This is a genomic window from Actinoallomurus soli (assembly GCF_024055715.1).
Taxonomy (GTDB): Bacteria; Actinomycetota; Actinomycetes; order Streptosporangiales; family Streptosporangiaceae; genus Actinoallomurus; species Actinoallomurus soli.
The window spans coordinates 71,452-86,301 of sequence record NZ_JAMXMV010000022.1 but is presented as its reverse complement, the minus strand read 5'-3'; the positions used below and the strand labels follow the sequence as shown (position 1 = coordinate 86,301).

Below are 14,850 nucleotides of genomic sequence, written 5' to 3'. Positions count from 1 at the left end.
TCGCCCTGCCGGGGCCGTCAGGGCGCGTAGCTCATGACGTGGTCGTGGACCATGCGGCCGACTCCGGGGTCACCGCGGCGGAACGCCTCGGTGATGTGGGCGTGCTCGGCGGCCTTTCCGCACAACTCGGTGCCCCGGCGCTTCAGGGACAGGGCCGTCCAGACCTCGATGCCGAGGGACTGCCACACCGAGCGCAGCAGGCGGTTGCCGGAGGCCTCCACGATCTCGCGGTGGAACGCGATGCTGTGCCGCATCTCCTCGTCCCGGTCGGTGGCGGCGGCCAGGCGCGCGATGTGGACCTCGAGCCCCTCGACCTGACCGGCCATCCGGTGGACGGCGAGATCGGCGGCGGTCTCCTCCAGGCCCGCGCGGACCGGGAAGACCTCGGCGAGGTCCTCGTCGGTGAAGTCGCGCACTCTCGCGCCCCGGTTGGGCAGCGTCTCGATCAGGCGGAGGGCCTCCAGATGGCGGAGCGCCTCCCGTACGGGCGCCTGGCTGACGCCGAGCTCGGCCGCGATGCGGCGCTCCACGATACGCTCGCCGGGCGCCCAGCGGCCCGAGGTGATGCCCTCGATCAGAACCTGACGGATCTGGTCGCCGAGGCCGGTGCGCACCAGCGCGGGAGACGCGTTCATGTTACTCAATGGTAGCCGCCTCCTACGTGGTAAAACCCTTCTTAACACTGATCTATGATCGATCATAGATAATCGCCTCCTGATTGTATGGGCGCGGGTCGTGGGAACCCCATCGCAGCGCCCGGACACGAAGGGAACACCTCGATGGGTGACACCAAGACGAGGACCCCGGCACGACGGGCCCGGACCCGCGCGGCGCAGCCCGAGCCGGAGACGCTTGTCGCGTACTACCGGCAGATGCTGCTCATACGCAGGTTCGAGGAGCGCGCCGCCCGGGCGTACACCGAAGCCAAGATCGGTGGCTACTGTCACCTGAATCTCGGTGAGGAGGCGACGGTCACCGGGCTGATGGCGGCGCTGGAGCCTCGCGACTACCTGTTCACGAACTACCGTGAGCACGGGTACGCCCTCGCCCGCGGTATCGAGGCCCGCCGCGTCATGGCCGAGCTGTACGGCCGGAGCACCGGCGTCTCCAAGGGCTGGGGCGGGTCGATGCACATGTTCGACCTGGAGTCGCGGATGCTCGGCGGGTACGGCATCGTCGGCGGCCAGCTCCCCCTCGCCACCGGCGCGGCGCTCGCCGTGAACTACAAGGGCGGCGACGAGGTCGTCATGTGCCAGATGGGCGACGGCACGACCAACATCGGCGCGTTCCACGAGTCGCTGAACATGGCCGCCCTGTGGGACCTGCCGATCGTGTTCGTCGTCATCAACAACGGCCTCGGCATGGGCACGACCGTCGAGGCGTCCTCGGCCGAGCCGGAGCTCTACCGCCGGGCCGCGGCGTACCGCATGGAGGGCGCCCGCGTCGACGGCACCGACGTGGTCGCCGTACGCGAGGCCGCGCACGCGGCGGTCGAGCGGGCCCGGAGCGAGAGCAAGCCGTTCCTGCTGGAGACGACGAGCCCGCGCCTGCGCGGCCACTCGGTCGTCGACCCGGCCCGCTACCGCACGGCGGAGGAGAAGGAGGCGCTCAAGGCCGCCGACCCGCTCGCTCACTTCGGGCTGGTGCTGGAGGAGACCGGCGTCCTCGACGCCGAGGCGCGCGCGAAGCTGGACGCCGAGGTCAAGGCCGAGGTCGACGACGCGGCCGCGTTCGCCGACGACAGCCCGCACCCGGACGTGTCCACGCTGTTCGACTACACCTACGCCACGCCCGTCCGTGGCGAGTCCCGCCGCCTGCCGGCCGACCCGGTCTTCTGAGGAGATTCACATGGCGACCATGACCTACCGCCAGGCCCTCCGGGACACCCTGCGCGACGAGATGCTGCGCGACGAGAACGTCTTCGTCATGGGCGAGGAGATCGGCGTCTTCGAGGGCTCGTACAAGATCACTGAGGGGCTGCTCAAGGAGTTCGGGCCCAAGCGCGTCCGCGACACCCCGATCGCCGAGGAGGGCTTCGTCGGCGCCGCGATCGGCGCGGCCATGCTGGGCCTGCGTCCCGTCGTGGAGATCATGACGATCAACTTCTCGCTGCTCGCGCTGGACCAGATCGTCAACCACGCGGCCAAGATCTACGGCATGTTCGGCGGGCAGTGCAGCGTGCCGATGGTGATCCGCACGCCCGGCGGCGGCGGACAGCAGCTCGGCGCCACGCACTCGCAGAACGTCGAGCTGTTCTACTCGTTCATCCCGGGCCTGAAGGTCCTCGCGCCCAGCACGCCCGCCGAGGCCTCCTCGATGCTGCGGGCGGCGATCCGCGACGACGACCCGGTGCTGTTCCTGGAGAACCTGGCGCTGTACAACACGCGCGGCGAGGTGCCCGACGACCTGGAGCCCGCCGAGATCGGCCGGGCGGCCGTCACGCGGCCGGGCGCCGACGTGACGATCGTCGCGTACTCCCGGATGGCCCACGTCGCCGTCGAGGCGGCCGAGAAGCTGGCCACCGACGGGATCTCCGCCGAGATCGTGGACCTGCGCAGCCTGCGCCCGCTGGACCGGGAGACCATCGTCGAGTCCGTCCGCCGCACCGGCTGCGCCGTCGTGGCCGAGGACGACTGGCTCACGTACGGCATCGGCGCGGAGATCGCCGCGACGATCCAGGAGGGCGCGTTCGACCACCTCGACGCCCCGGTGCGCCGTGTCGCGATGGCCGAGGTGCCCCTCCCCTATTCCAAGCCGCTCGAACTGGCCGCCCTGCCGTCGGCCGAGTCGCTCGTCACCGCCGTGCGCGACACCGTACGCGCGACCGGCCGTTAGGAAGACTGATGTCCGAGATCCTCATGCCGCGCCTGTCCGACACCATGGAGGAAGGCGTCATCAGCGCGTGGCACAAGAAGCCCGGCGACAAGGTCACCGCCGGGGAGGCCCTGGTCGACATCGAGACCGACAAGGCCCTCATGGAGTACGAGGCGTACGAGGACGGCGTCCTCGGCGAGATCCTGGTCGCCGAGGGCCAGACCGCCTCCATCGGCGCGCCGATCGCGGTCCTGGTGGCCGAGGGCGAGTCCGCCCCGGCGAAGGCGCCCGCCGCGGCGGAGACCGCCGCCGCGAACGGCCAGGCGGCCCCGTCGCCGCAGACCGCCGACGCCCCGGCCCCGGCCGCGACCGCCACGGTTCCCGCCCAGAGCGTCCCCGCCGACGCGTCGAACGGCGCCCGCTCCCGTCCGCCGTCCTCCCCGCTCGCGCGCAGGCTCGCGCGGGAGAACGACATCGACCTGACGACGCTCACCGGTTCGGGCCCCGGCGGCCGGATCGTCCGCGCCGACATCGAGGCCGCGCTGAAGAACGCGCCGGCCGCCCCGGTGCCGGCGGCGCAGGCGCCCTCCCCCGCGCCGACCGCGGCTCCCGCTGCCGCCGTGGCGGCCGAGGACCCGGACGTCGAGCGGGTGCCGCTCAGCCGGATCCGGAAGGTCACCGCCCGCCGGCTCACCGAGAGCATGCAGTCGACGCCGCACTTCTACCTGACGCGGGTCGTCGACGTCGGCGCGCTGCTGGCCTTCCGCAAGACGCTGAACGAGTCGCTCGCCCCGGCGAAGGTGAGCGTGAACGACCTCATCGTCAAGGCGTGCGCCACCGCCCTGCGGGCCAACCCGGTGCTGAACGTCTCGTTCACCGAGGACAGCCTCCTCGTGCACAAGCGGGTCAACGTCGGCGTGGCCGTCGCCCTGGAGGACGGTCTCGTGGTCCCGGTCATCCGGGACGCCGACCGCAAGACGGTCTCACAGATCGGGGCGGAGACCCGCGAGCTCGCCGGGCGGGCGCGCGAACAGCGCCTCACCCCGCAGGAGATGTCCGGCGGCACGTTCACCGTCAGCAACCTCGGGATGTTCGGCGTCGACTCGTTCACCGCCGTCATCAACCCGCCGGAGGCCGGCATCCTCGCCGTCGGCGCGACCCGCAAGGACGTCGTGGTCGGCGACGACGGTGAGTTCACCGTCCGGGACCGGCTCACGCTGACGCTGTCGGTCGACCACCGCGCCTGCGACGGCGCGACCGGCGCGAAGTTCCTCGGCGAGCTGGCCGAACTGCTGGAGAACCCGCTCCGCATCATCGCCTGAACCGCGCGAGGGCGCCCCTTCCACGACCGGCCGTGGAAGGGGCGCCCTTTGCCGTACGCGCGCCGACGCGGATCGCGATCAGGGCAGGTCCGGGATGTCGAAGATCTGATCCGAGTTGCCGGTGTCGCAGAAGTCCCGCCAGATGCTCCAGTCGGCGCTCGGCGGTGAGGTGGGGTGGAGCGCCATGCATCGGCCCTGACCCGTGCCCAGGTAGTTCGTCAGCACGTACTCGTGGGCCGGGCCCGCGGGGAGGAAGGCCCAGACGTCCTGATTCTGAACGGTCGGGTGCAGGCAGTCGCCCTGCCGCACTTCGAACCGGAACGGTGCCAGGCACAGGTTCGAAGCCGCGTTCAGGATTTGATAAGTGTGGCTGAATCCCGATACCGGGACCGGGATGAGGGTGAACTGCTGTTCCTGGGTGGTCTGGCAGGGCGCGGTGCCGATGTTCTGGTTGATGTCGGTCGTGCCGCCCCACACGTCGATGCAGGTGTTACTGGCCGGTGCGTACATCCGCGTCACGATCTCGCCGGCCGCGACCTGCGTGGGACGGCCGGTGCTGGTCGCCGCCGCGCGCGGTGCCGCGGTGGCGGCCTGCGCGACGCCGCCGCTCGCCCCGAGGGCCGCGAGCACGCCGCCGACTCCGAGGCCGGCGGCGATGAATCTCCGTCTCATCTGATCTCCTCGCGTGCGGGGGTGAAAGGGCGAGAAGCGCAAATAGCCCTTTATCGCCGTAAAACGCGATCAGCGTCGCATGGCCCGCTCATCCGATCAATGATCTACGGCGGACTCGACGGAAATCTTTGACAGAACTTAACATTTGTCCCTGACCAGCCGGAATGATGCAGGGAGCATCCTCGTCGAACGGTTCGATCACCTCACCGGCGCCCGGATCGTGACGGTGGCGCTTCCCGGACCTCGACGAGCCGGATGGCGTTGGGATGGCCCCGCACGGCCGGTCAAGCCATGCGTCGGGGAGCTCTGGCGGCGTAGCCTGGTTCCGGCCACCCTGTCGCTGCGAGGGAAGTGGTCAGCGTCCGTCGGTGGAGGGCTGATGGCCCCTGGTACCGGAGGTAATGGCCGTCATCATGCACACGGTCCTGACTACGGAGGACGTCGCGAATGCCGAGCGGCTGGAGTACCTCGGGGAAACACTGTCGCCGGCGGAACCTTATGTCGAGGGCGGCGAATCCCTATTGGACGGGGCAATAGATGTCGGCACGCTAGGTGCCGTCAACCTGCTGCGGATCGTCAGTCGTTGTGCAGCCCGTCACGGGTTACGTCGTTCCAGCCGGTCGGACCCGGAAGACTATCGGTTGTCGCTGTTCATGGACACGCCCACCATGCTGACCCACAACGAGCGACAGACCGAGCTTTCTCCCGGTGACATGGTGTTGTTCGATGTGTCACGCCCCTACGACGCGTGGAATCACCCGGGCAAAGCGGGTCTTCTCCACTTCATCTTTCCCCGGAAGCAGATGCGGTTGCCTCCCGCCTCCGTGGACAAGCTCGTCGGAGTCCGCCTGAGCGGACGTTCCGGCATCGGCGCGTTGCTGCACACCTTCGCGGCACAGGCCGCCCGGGACCTCGATACCTACGACCTGACCGACGCCGCGCACGTGTCGACCGTCCTGCTGGACCTCGTTGGCGGCGTGCTCGCCCACCATCTGGACGCGGCCGGCCAACTCCCCGTCGAGTCACGGCAGCAGGTGATGCTCCAACGCGTGCACCAATTCATCCAGCAGCGGCTCGGCGACCCCGACCTGACACCCGCGATGGTCGCAGAGGCACATCACATCTCGATTCGGACCCTGCACCGGCTGTTCGAGTCCAGCGGCTGCACGCTCGCCGAATGGATCCGCACCCAGCGCCTTGAACACTGCCGCCGCGACCTGTCCGATCCCCTCCTGGGCGACCGGCCCATCCACGCGATCGCCCGGCGATGGGGCTTCACCTCGCACGCTCACTTCACTCGCGCGTTCCGCATCGCGTACGGCCTGAGCCCGCAGGAACACCGGCACCAGCGACGATGACCTCACGCCAGGGGATGGACCCCCTGGCTCTGGGTCCACGGCCATGGGCCGCCGCATATGACATCTCCGTTGTCCCGCACCGGCCGATCCCCCGGTGACTGATCTCGGCGTTTCCCTGGCATGCGAAGCAAAGAAGGTGGCGTGGAGCGTCAATGACATCCCTCTCTGTCCGATAGAGACTCGGGGACGCAGCGGAATTCGAAGGCCGACAGGGCGTGACCGTCGAAATCGAAAAGGGAAAGGATCGATCACTCAAGCGCCTTATCACCGCGCGCTCGTGAAGGTGTCGTACGGCCGTCGCCGTTCGTCCGGCACTTCGTCGACCCGCTCGACCGCTGCTCCTCCCAACCCCCAGAAACGAGGGAAAATGAAACTGATCGGGAAAGGCGGGGTCGTGGCCGCTGCCGCAACCTCCGCCGCGGCCATCGCACTGCTCACCGGAGCGGCCGCGCCCGCCAACGCGGCTCCCCCGGGCCCTGCCGCGTGCACGGCATGGCAGAACATCTCGGCCGCCACCTCTGGGTCAGATACGGTCTGGCTCCAGTACAACTCGGGCTGCAGGACCGTACGCGCGGTAATGACCAACCGGAGCACATCTTCCGGATGGGAGATCTGGGTGTACAACCAGGACACCGGGGCGACCGCCTCGGCTTACAACCCGCACGTCGTAACCGACACGATCAGCGACGCCGGCAGTCACTCACACGCATGCGTCCAGCAGAGCGGACGCGCGAAGAGCTGCACGCCGTACTTCTGATCCCGGAGCCGCTCAGTCCGGGAAGTGTCACGAACCCCGGACTGTGCCGCGAAGGCGGGAGATCCTTCGGTTCACCGCCGTCCGGTCGCCGGACGGCGGTGAACCGAAGCCCGGCGGTTCCTTCCCTAACGGACTTTTCGGCGCCGAAGTGTCGCATCGCGGTCCACCAGGTCGCCGGTGAGCCGTCGGCGTCGGTCCGCCTCCCGGTGCTCCACCAGATCCCGGATGATCTTCTCCACCCCGTCCAGCAGCCGGGCCGGCAACTGCAACCCGGGCTCGGCAACTGCGACGGCTGCGCGCACTGCGGTCACGATCACGCGCCCGGGCCGCCATGATCTTCGCAGCCGGTTGGGCGCTCAGTTCCTGCCTCTGCGGTCAGGCGCAGCGGTTCTGCCGCGTGATCGGCAGCGCACGCACCCCGCCAACCCCGACGCCCCCCGCATGGATGCCCGCGTACCGGCCGCTCAGGCGTCATGAGTGCCGAGGGCTGGTCGCCGAGCGACCTGCCCGCCGTCTCCTACATCCGCGTCGCACCCACGACCACCGATGAGGCGGCACGCGAGGTAGAGCGCCGGCGAGCGCAGATCGCGCTCGCCGCCGATCGTCTCGGGCTGCGGATGGCCGACGAGTTCATTGATGTCGAGCGTCGACGGAGGCGAGCCAGATGAACGGCCCGCGGGATGCTCGGCCTCATTCGGTGTCTGCGAGCGCGGCTATCACCGTGTCGAGGAGCTCGCGGAGGTGTTGGGCGTCCTCGGGGCCGAGCGCGTCGGTGAGCTTGTCCTCGATTTTGCCGATGTGCTCGTACGCGGCCTGAAGCGTGCGGTGGCCTTCGTCAGTGAGGTACAGCTCTTGGATGTTGCGATGCCGGGGGTGGGTGCGTCGTTCGACTAGTCCGTTGGCTTCGAGCTTGGTCGCCAGCAGCGCAACTGCTTGGGTGCTGACGCCAAGGCGGCGTCCCAGCTCGGCGCCGTTGAGTCCTGGGTAGACGTGGACGTGCATCAGCAGCGAGTACGAGGCGGTTGAGAGCCCGACCGCTCGCAGGGCTGGCTCCTTGGCGGATTGGAGCGTGAGGTCGGCGCGGCGTAGCGCCCAGCCGACTCGCTGGAGCGCTTGTTCTGGGATGACGTCTGGTGGCTGGCTCACGGCGTCAGTATAGGCTTGCCTTGAGGCGGATCAAGGACTTGATCGCCATCAAAACTTTGAGCTAGGTTGCGGATCGTGGTTTCCAAGAGCGACAGGAGCGAAGCGATGAGCGACGACCGCGCGCCCGGCGATGAGCGGGGTGTCGCAGTGCAAGCGGGCGCCGGTGTTACATCGGAGGCGTGCCGGTCCGAACAGGCCGCCGTTGAGCAGGCTGGGAGGCGGCGTTGGGGTGTGCTGGCGATCTGCTGTCTGAGTCTGCTGATCGTGGGTTTGGACAACACGATCGTCAACGTGGCGCTTCCCGTGATGAGCCACGATCTGCACACCGCGGTTTCTGGGCTTCAGTGGATCGTGGATGCCTACACGCTGGTGTTGGCGAGCCTGCTGATGCTGTCGGGGTCGATGGCCGACCGGCTTGGCCGTCGCCGTGTGTTCCAAGTCGGCCTCGCGGTGTTCGGCGTCGGGTCGCTGCTGTGCAGCCTTGCTTCCAGCGTCGGTCTGTTGGTCGGGTTCCGTGCGGTTCAGGCGGTGGGCGGGTCGATGCTCAACCCGGTCGCGCTGTCGATCATTACCAACACGTTCACCGATCGGCGTGAGCGCGCGAGGGCGATGGGCGTGTGGGCAGCGATCATCGGTGTCAGCATGGCGCTCGGCCCGATCGTCGGTGGCACGCTCGTCAGCTCTGCGGGATGGCGGTCGATCTTCTGGGTCAACATCCCGGTCGCCGCGGCCACGATCGCGTTGACTGCCCGGTTCGTTCCCGAGTCACGGGCGCCCAGGTCACGTCGCCTGGACCCGGCCGGCCAGGTGCTCGTGATCGCCCTGTTCGCCGCTTTGACCTTCGCGATCATCGAGGGGCCAGGCTCCGGGTGGGGTTCGGCGAAGATCACGATCGCGTTCGCTTTGGCCGCGGTCTCGGCGTGTGGCTTGCTGGTGTGGGAGCGGCGGCCGGAGGAGCCGTTGATCGATCTACGGTTCTTCGCCAGCCTGCCGTTCTCCGGCGCGACTGTCGTCGCAGCCTGCGCGTTCGCGTCACTCGGCGGGTTCTTGTTCCTCAACACCCTCTACCTGCAAGAGACCCGCGGAATGTCGCCGCTGAACGCCGGCCTGCACACGCTCCCGATGGCCGTCCTGACGATCATCGTCGCGCCGATCTCAGGCCGGATCGTCGCCGCACGCGGCCCGCGTATTCCTCTGCTGGTCGGCGGGCTCGGCATCACCGCCTCAGCCGCGATCCTCGCCGGCCTCACCGACCACACCTCCTACGCACTCCTGGCGCCGGCCTACGTCCTGTTCGGTGCCGGGTTTGGGGTGCTGAACGCCCCGATCAGCAACGCCGCCGTGTCTGGGATGCCGCTGGCGCAGGCCGGCGTCGCCGGCGGGATCGCGTCCACCAGCCGCCAGGTCGGCCAAGCACTCGGCGTCGCAATCGTCGGTGCGCTCGCCGGCACCGCAACAGGAGCGAGCACGCACCTCGACATCGCACACGCCAGCCACTCCGGCTGGTGGGTCATCCTCGGCTGCGGGATCGCAATCACCGCCATGGGGCTCGCGATCACCACACCGGCTGCTCACGCCACGGCAGCGAACGTTGCGAGGACCCTGCTGGGGGAAGACGACGCCTCCTGACCCAGGCCGTGGTTCCTCTCAACGGGGCAAGTCGCTCGAACTCGCCGCCCGCGGCGTCGTGCGCGGTCATGTCGTTCTGCGGTCGGGCTGCTGCGCAGTCGACTGGACGAACCGTGGACGCTCAACGCACTCGCTGAGGAGGTACATCTATCGAGTTTCACGCCAGCCAGTGCTTTCACGCCGCCTACGGCCTCTCGCCAAGCGCGTTCCGCCAGCAACGCACCATGCCGGCCAACCGCACCGCGTCGCTGACCGGCTCGATCCCGGCCGGAGCCAGCCAACCCTACGACCACTCCAATCAGAAATGACGCTCATGAGCAGAGAACAAGCCGAAGCCATCGCCCAGACGCTGCGAGACTCACCCCTCGATGTCGGTGGCGAGGCGGTAGAGCAGCGAGCGCTGTTCGCGCAGTTGATGGCTTCACGTCCGCGCCCGGCCGATCTCGTCTCCGACAACATCCAACTCGGCGACACGCCGGCCGTTCGCATCTCCACCGGACAGGCGAAGCCAGGCCGGCCAGCCGTCCTGTACTTCCACGGCGGCGGGTACGCGATCGGAACCGCGGCCGAGACCATCGGACTGCCAGGCCAGATCTCCGCCCGCAACGGCGTCACGGTCCTGTCCGTGGACTACCGCCTCGCACCGGAGAACCCGTTCCCAGCAGCACTCACCGACGGACTCGACGCCTACCAAGCCGCACTCGACGCCTACGCACCAACCCGGTTGGCCGTCGCGGGAGAGTCTGCCGGCGGAGGACTCGCCCTCGCTACGCTCCTGGCCGCCAGACAACGGGGCCTACCGATGCCCGCCGCCGCGTTCGTGATGTCGCCGTGGGTGGACCTCACCCTCTCCGGCGCGAGCATCGACACCAAGGCCGATATCGATCCCGTCATCTACCGCGCAGCGCTTGAGCTGCGCGCCCGAGAGTACGCAGGCAACCAACCCCGCACCGACCCGCTCGTCAGCCCACTCTTCGGCGACTTCGACGGCTTCCCGCCATTGCTCATCCAGGCCGGCTCACACGAGTGCCTGCTCGACGACGCCGTCAGACTCGCCGGACGCGCCGCGGCCGACAACGTGGCGATCACCCTCGACATCACTCCCGGCGTCCACCACGTCTTCCAAGCCGTCGCCACCCTCCTCGACGAGGCAGACGCCGCCCTGCGGCGAGCGTCCATATTCCTCTCCCAGCACCTCTCCAGCACCGCAGACCCGGCAGAAACCCTCATCGGCTGAGGTTGCGGCCGGAGTCGGTTCGCAGCTCCGGTCCGTGCCGTCGCCGGACGTCCTCGTTGGCGGCGGTCTTCGCTCGCCGGGCGGCGGCGTCGGCGCGCTGGTATTCGAGCCGCTGCCCCTGGCTGGTCGACGCGGGTCCGAGCGGGTCGGGGGCCGGTGATGGCGTGGCGGTCGCGGTAGGCGGCGATGGTGCGAACTTGCTGCTCCCAGGCCGCCCGCCGGTCGGGGTCGTTCGGCCCGAACGACTCCCCACCCACGATCGCCCCCGCCTGCTCGTCGGCAAGGCTGATCGTCTCGTGCGCCGACTTCTCCGCGCCCTCATGCTGGAGCACGCCGTAGCGGATCGTGCGGGCGGAGACATGATCGTTGTAGCGTGGACGACCCGATGCGCGGTGTCCACCGTCGCACCCTGCGCCCTGTGGGCGGTGATCGCGTACGCCAGGGCGACGTGCTCGGCCACATAACCGGCGGGCAGCGTGACCGGGCCGCGTCGCCCACGGGAGCCGGGGCGCTGCACGGTCAAGCTCCCGTCCTCATGGCTTTCGATGACGATCCAGGTGTCGCCGTTCTTCACCCACCGCTTCCCAGTGGTGAGACGGCGGTCGTTGTCGCGGGTGACGATCGTGTCCCCCTGCCCGGCAACCGTCCCGTCGTGCAGGCCGACGCGTCGAGCACGCGGGTGTCTGGTACGTGGCGGCCGCCCGTCGTGGGCGGTCGGCGCGCATCCTACGGTCGCTGCGCGGACTCGGGCGCTCCCGACGGTGAGGGATGCGCAGGCGCGGGACCGTGGGCGTCCGCCTACTCGTGTGGGCCGGCGTCGATGCGGCGGCTTGACGGCCGCGCGCACCGTCCGACTACGCGGATTCGGGGCTGGACCGATGATCGACAGGGCTGGTGAAGGTCCAGCTCGCCAGCAGGTTCAGGTTCTTCTGGGACTCCGAGTCGGGCTCGGCCGAGTAGATGAAGAGAGTGGTGTCGGGGTCCCCGGGCAAGGTGAGGGTCTCGTACTCCACGGTGAGATCTCCGACGAGGGGATGACGGAGCCGTTTGCTGCCGTGGGTGCGCTGGTGGACCCGGTGCTGCTCCCACCAGCGGTCGAACTCGGGGCTGTGTTCCCGCAGCTCCTCGACGAGGGCCGTGGTGCTCTGATCGTGGGGATCACGACCCATCTCGAGTCGAAGGCTCTCCACCGCGGCGCGGGCCTGATCCTCCCAGTCCAGGAAGAGAGCGCGGGCGTGGTCGTCGAGGAACATCCAGCGCGCGTAGTTGCGTTCCCGGCGTGGCATCCGGTCGAAGTCGGCGAAGAGCGCGCGTGCCATCCGGTTGGCGGCGAGGATGTCGGTGCGACGTCCCAGGATGAGGGCCGGTTCACCGTCGAGGGCGTCGATGAGCTGGTAGAGGCCCGGACGCACGCGCTGGACCCCGACGGGGCGCCGCCGGCCCGACGCCGACGCCGTGGTCACCCCGATGAGGTCGTGGAGGTGGGCCTTTCCCGCGGCGTCGAGGTCGAGGGCCCGGCCCAGGGCTTCGACCACGGCGGGTGAAGGGTTGATGGGACGTCCCTGTTCGAGGCGGGCGTAATAGTCCGTCGACACCCCGGCCAGCAGGGCGACCTCCTCGCGGCGCAGGCCCGGCACGCGGCGGACGCGACCGTCCGGGGGAAGGCCTGCTCGCGAGGGATCGACCTGCGCGCGGGCGCGTCGGAGGAAGTCCGCCAGTTCACGATTCCGGTCAGCCACGCCTACCAGTCTCACCGATATGAGGTGCTCCCCGACTGGTCCTGTGAGTCCTAGGTCGCCGCGTCCGCGTCCGCGCAGGGCGCGATAGGGGCGTCCACGGCGGGGCTCGGCCGATCACGCTGGATGTGCCGGCCCCGAGAAGTCGCTCGGGACCGGACCCTGGCACCCGATACGAAGTAAGGACGATCATGGCTTTTCCGACCGACCGGCCCGCGATCTGGCTCGTCACCGGTACTTCCCGCGGCCTGGGGCTGCACCTGGTCAGGCGGCTGCTGGAGCGCGGTGACAGCGTCACGGCGACGACGCGTTCCTCCGACCGGCTGCTCGCGGCGCTCGGCGACGAGGTCGACGCCTCCCGTCTCCTTCCGCTCACCGTCGACCTGCGCGACGAGGCACAGGTGGCGGCCGCCGTGCGCAAGACCACCGAACACTTCGGCGGCCTGGACGTGGTCGTCAACAACGCCGGCTACGGCTTCCTGGCCGCGGTCGAGGAGACCAGCGACCGTGACGTCCGCGACATGCTCGACCTCCAGGTCGTCGGCGTGTGGAACGTCCTGCGGGCCGCCCTGCCCGTCCTGCGCGAACGGCGCAGCGGCCACATCGTCAACGTCTCCTCCGTCCTGGGCCTGACCGCCGTACCCGGCTGGGCCCTGTACTGCGCGGGCAAATTCGCCCTGGAAGGCATCAGCGAGGCCCTGGCCGCCGAGGTCGCCGACTTCGGCATCGACGTCACCATCGTCGAGCCCGGCTACTTCCGTACCGACTTCCTCACCACCGACTCCCTCGCCCTGCCCGCCGACACCACCGAGCACTACCCCGCCATCCGCGCGATGGTCGACGACCACCTCAAGCTCCAGGGCGGCCAGCTCGGCGACCCCGCCAAGGGGGCGCGGGCCATCATCGACCGCGTCGTCGCCGGCGAAGGACCCCTGCGCCGGCTCCTCGGCTCCGACTCCCACGCCTACACCACCGCCAAGGTCCGGGCCCTCCGGGACAACCTCGACGCCACCGCCACCACCGCACCCGCCACCGACCACCCCACCACCGGCTGAGCCCCACGGACCACCATGCCCGGTCCATGTACACGCTGCCGTTCCCGGTCCGGCCCGAGCGTTCCGGGAACGGCGGCTTCCGCCGCTGTCGCCTCTCTCAGGCTTCCATCGCCTCCATGGTCTGCTCCGTGGCGTGCCGCACGAACCTCGCCACATCGGGAGAGGTCTCGGTGGTCGCCCAGGCGATGTGCAATTCGCTGTGCGTGAGGCCGATGACCGGCACGGCACGGATTCCGATGGGCAACTGCTCGGGTAGGTGTGCGCCGGCGATGAAGCCGATGGCCTGCCCCAGCCGGATGCTGCCGACGAACTGCATGCCGTCGTGCACCACGGGGCCGGGCCGCCATGCGTAGTGCACAAGATCCGTGCCCGTCCAGAAGGCGGTTTCGGCGGGCGTGAGATCCGGCCAGACAGGAAACGCCTCGTCGGCCAGTTCGCTGCGGTGGATCACCTCTCGCCCGGCCAGCGCATGGGTCTCGGGCAGCAAAGCGACCCGGGGATCGATCCGCACCAGGTCGCTGTCCAAGCCTCGGCGGTCGAACGGGGCGCGCAGCAAGGTCGCTTCAGTATCCCCGGCACGGACTTGGTCGGCCTGGACCCGCCAGTCGACCATTGCCGCGTGAGCGGACGGTGCGTGTGGATGGCGCTCGTTGTAGGAGGCCACGAGCGAGTGAACGACGTCCACGTCACACCCCCGGGCGGTCACCTGAAGCCGCGGGCCCTCCTTTCCGAATCTCGTCACTCGGGTCAGCGCCGCGTCGGCGAATTCGACGAGGCCACGGGCGTCGTGGCTCAGCATCCGGCCGGCCTCGGTGAGCTCGGCTCCCTGCGGACCCCGGATGAACAACGCCGTTCCGACCGTGTCCTCCAGCGCCTGGATCGCTCGCGACAGCGCCGGCTGCGTCATGCCCAGCCGCTGGGCCGCCCCGGTGAAGGTGCCTTCGTCGGCCACGGCGAGAAAGAAGCGGAAGTGTTTGAGATCGATATCTGCCCCCATAGGGCCAGGATTCCATATCTATGGCATGCCGCTAATGCATGGCTCCATGCCGAGCAGGCCTTTGACCACTCGTCTTTACTCCGATGTTCTGCACAAGGGCTGATCGGCCGCCCAGCGGAACATAGGA

The 14,850-nt window shown here is 69.2% G+C and carries 15 protein-coding genes; 8 read left to right on the top strand and 7 right to left on the bottom strand.

Annotation, left to right across the window (positions count from 1 at the left end; translation table 11 throughout):
* Positions 1–17: 17 nt before the first annotated feature.
* On the bottom strand, positions 18–635 hold the full coding sequence (locus NDW01_RS35475; protein ID WP_252828732.1) for a GntR family transcriptional regulator: 618 nt from the start codon (positions 633–635) through the stop codon (positions 18–20).
* Between the two features lie 144 nt (positions 636–779).
* Here NDW01_RS35475 and pdhA point away from each other — a divergent pair, with 144 nt between their 5' ends.
* The 3 genes from pdhA to NDW01_RS35460 are packed head-to-tail and all read left to right on the top strand — an operon-like array spanning position 780 to position 4,136.
* Complete coding sequence (gene pdhA, locus NDW01_RS35470; RefSeq protein ID WP_252828731.1) at positions 780–1,838, top strand: pyruvate dehydrogenase (acetyl-transferring) E1 component subunit alpha; 1,059 nt, start codon at positions 780–782, stop codon at positions 1,836–1,838.
* Between the two features lie 10 nt (positions 1,839–1,848).
* On the top strand, positions 1,849–2,835 hold the full coding sequence (locus tag NDW01_RS35465) for an alpha-ketoacid dehydrogenase subunit beta (protein ID WP_252828730.1): 987 nt from the start codon (positions 1,849–1,851) through the stop codon (positions 2,833–2,835).
* An 8-nt stretch (positions 2,836–2,843) separates the two neighbouring features.
* Positions 2,844–4,136: a pyruvate dehydrogenase complex dihydrolipoamide acetyltransferase gene (locus NDW01_RS35460; RefSeq protein ID WP_252828729.1), complete on the top strand. Its 1,293-nt coding sequence runs from the start codon at positions 2,844–2,846 to the stop codon at positions 4,134–4,136.
* A gap of 78 nt (positions 4,137–4,214) precedes the next feature.
* Here the strand turns inward: NDW01_RS35460 and NDW01_RS35455 are convergent, their stop codons facing one another.
* The gene (locus tag NDW01_RS35455) at positions 4,215–4,808 is read right to left on the bottom strand and encodes an RICIN domain-containing protein (protein WP_252828728.1); all 594 of its coding nucleotides are present in this window, start codon (positions 4,806–4,808) and stop codon (positions 4,215–4,217) included.
* Between the two features lie 401 nt (positions 4,809–5,209).
* Here NDW01_RS35455 and NDW01_RS35450 point away from each other — a divergent pair, with 401 nt between their 5' ends.
* A complete protein-coding gene (locus NDW01_RS35450; RefSeq protein WP_252828727.1) occupies positions 5,210–6,166 on the top strand; it encodes a helix-turn-helix domain-containing protein in 957 nt (318 codons plus the stop codon).
* A 264-nt stretch (positions 6,167–6,430) separates the two neighbouring features.
* Here the strand turns inward: NDW01_RS35450 and NDW01_RS35445 are convergent, their stop codons facing one another.
* Both NDW01_RS35445 and NDW01_RS35440 read right to left on the bottom strand, forming a co-directional pair.
* Positions 6,431–6,790 (bottom strand): hypothetical protein, encoded by a 360-nt coding sequence (locus tag NDW01_RS35445; RefSeq protein ID WP_252828726.1) that lies wholly within the window; start codon positions 6,788–6,790, stop codon positions 6,431–6,433.
* 258 nt (positions 6,791–7,048) lie between these two features.
* A complete protein-coding gene (locus NDW01_RS35440; RefSeq protein WP_252828725.1) occupies positions 7,049–7,225 on the bottom strand; it encodes a hypothetical protein in 177 nt (58 codons plus the stop codon).
* A gap of 171 nt (positions 7,226–7,396) precedes the next feature.
* On the opposite strand from NDW01_RS35440, the gene NDW01_RS35435 reads away from it, so the two are divergent.
* Positions 7,397–7,591, top strand: coding sequence for a hypothetical protein (locus NDW01_RS35435; RefSeq protein WP_252828724.1), 195 nt, complete (start codon positions 7,397–7,399; stop codon positions 7,589–7,591).
* A gap of 22 nt (positions 7,592–7,613) precedes the next feature.
* Here NDW01_RS35435 and NDW01_RS35430 read toward each other — a convergent pair whose 3' ends face one another.
* A complete protein-coding gene (locus NDW01_RS35430; protein WP_252828723.1) occupies positions 7,614–8,069 on the bottom strand; it encodes a MarR family winged helix-turn-helix transcriptional regulator in 456 nt (151 codons plus the stop codon).
* Positions 8,070–8,174: 105 nt separating this feature from the next.
* Here NDW01_RS35430 and NDW01_RS35425 point away from each other — a divergent pair, with 105 nt between their 5' ends.
* Both NDW01_RS35425 and NDW01_RS35420 read left to right on the top strand, forming a co-directional pair.
* Positions 8,175–9,698, top strand: coding sequence for an MFS transporter (locus NDW01_RS35425; RefSeq protein ID WP_252828722.1), 1,524 nt, complete (start codon positions 8,175–8,177; stop codon positions 9,696–9,698).
* Between the two features lie 313 nt (positions 9,699–10,011).
* On the top strand, positions 10,012–10,935 hold the full coding sequence (locus NDW01_RS35420; protein ID WP_252828721.1) for an alpha/beta hydrolase: 924 nt from the start codon (positions 10,012–10,014) through the stop codon (positions 10,933–10,935).
* 854 nt (positions 10,936–11,789) lie between these two features.
* On the opposite strand, the gene NDW01_RS35415 is transcribed toward NDW01_RS35420, so the two are convergent.
* Positions 11,790–12,674: a helix-turn-helix transcriptional regulator gene (locus NDW01_RS35415; RefSeq protein ID WP_252828720.1), complete on the bottom strand. Its 885-nt coding sequence runs from the start codon at positions 12,672–12,674 to the stop codon at positions 11,790–11,792.
* A 188-nt stretch (positions 12,675–12,862) separates the two neighbouring features.
* Here NDW01_RS35415 and NDW01_RS35410 point away from each other — a divergent pair, with 188 nt between their 5' ends.
* Positions 12,863–13,726: an SDR family oxidoreductase gene (locus NDW01_RS35410; protein ID WP_252828719.1), complete on the top strand. Its 864-nt coding sequence runs from the start codon at positions 12,863–12,865 to the stop codon at positions 13,724–13,726.
* A gap of 97 nt (positions 13,727–13,823) precedes the next feature.
* On the opposite strand, the gene NDW01_RS35405 is transcribed toward NDW01_RS35410, so the two are convergent.
* Complete coding sequence (locus NDW01_RS35405; RefSeq protein ID WP_252828718.1) at positions 13,824–14,723, bottom strand: LysR family transcriptional regulator; 900 nt, start codon at positions 14,721–14,723, stop codon at positions 13,824–13,826.
* Positions 14,724–14,850: the final 127 nt, after the last annotated feature.

Coding starts and splice junctions, on each gene's coding strand:
- NDW01_RS35475 (WP_252828732.1), bottom strand. CDS start 635: ATGAACGCGTCTCCCGCGCTGGTGCGCACCGGCCTCGGCGACCAGATC.
- pdhA (WP_252828731.1), top strand. CDS start 780: ATGGGTGACACCAAGACGAGGACCCCGGCACGACGGGCCCGGACCCGC.
- NDW01_RS35465 (WP_252828730.1), top strand. CDS start 1,849: ATGGCGACCATGACCTACCGCCAGGCCCTCCGGGACACCCTGCGCGAC.
- NDW01_RS35460 (WP_252828729.1), top strand. CDS start 2,844: ATGTCCGAGATCCTCATGCCGCGCCTGTCCGACACCATGGAGGAAGGC.
- NDW01_RS35455 (WP_252828728.1), bottom strand. CDS start 4,808: ATGAGACGGAGATTCATCGCCGCCGGCCTCGGAGTCGGCGGCGTGCTC.
- NDW01_RS35450 (WP_252828727.1), top strand. CDS start 5,210: ATGGCCGTCATCATGCACACGGTCCTGACTACGGAGGACGTCGCGAAT.
- NDW01_RS35435 (WP_252828724.1), top strand. CDS start 7,397: ATGAGTGCCGAGGGCTGGTCGCCGAGCGACCTGCCCGCCGTCTCCTAC.
- NDW01_RS35425 (WP_252828722.1), top strand. CDS start 8,175: ATGAGCGACGACCGCGCGCCCGGCGATGAGCGGGGTGTCGCAGTGCAA.
- NDW01_RS35420 (WP_252828721.1), top strand. CDS start 10,012: ATGAGCAGAGAACAAGCCGAAGCCATCGCCCAGACGCTGCGAGACTCA.
- NDW01_RS35410 (WP_252828719.1), top strand. CDS start 12,863: ATGGCTTTTCCGACCGACCGGCCCGCGATCTGGCTCGTCACCGGTACT.
- NDW01_RS35405 (WP_252828718.1), bottom strand. CDS start 14,723: ATGGGGGCAGATATCGATCTCAAACACTTCCGCTTCTTTCTCGCCGTG.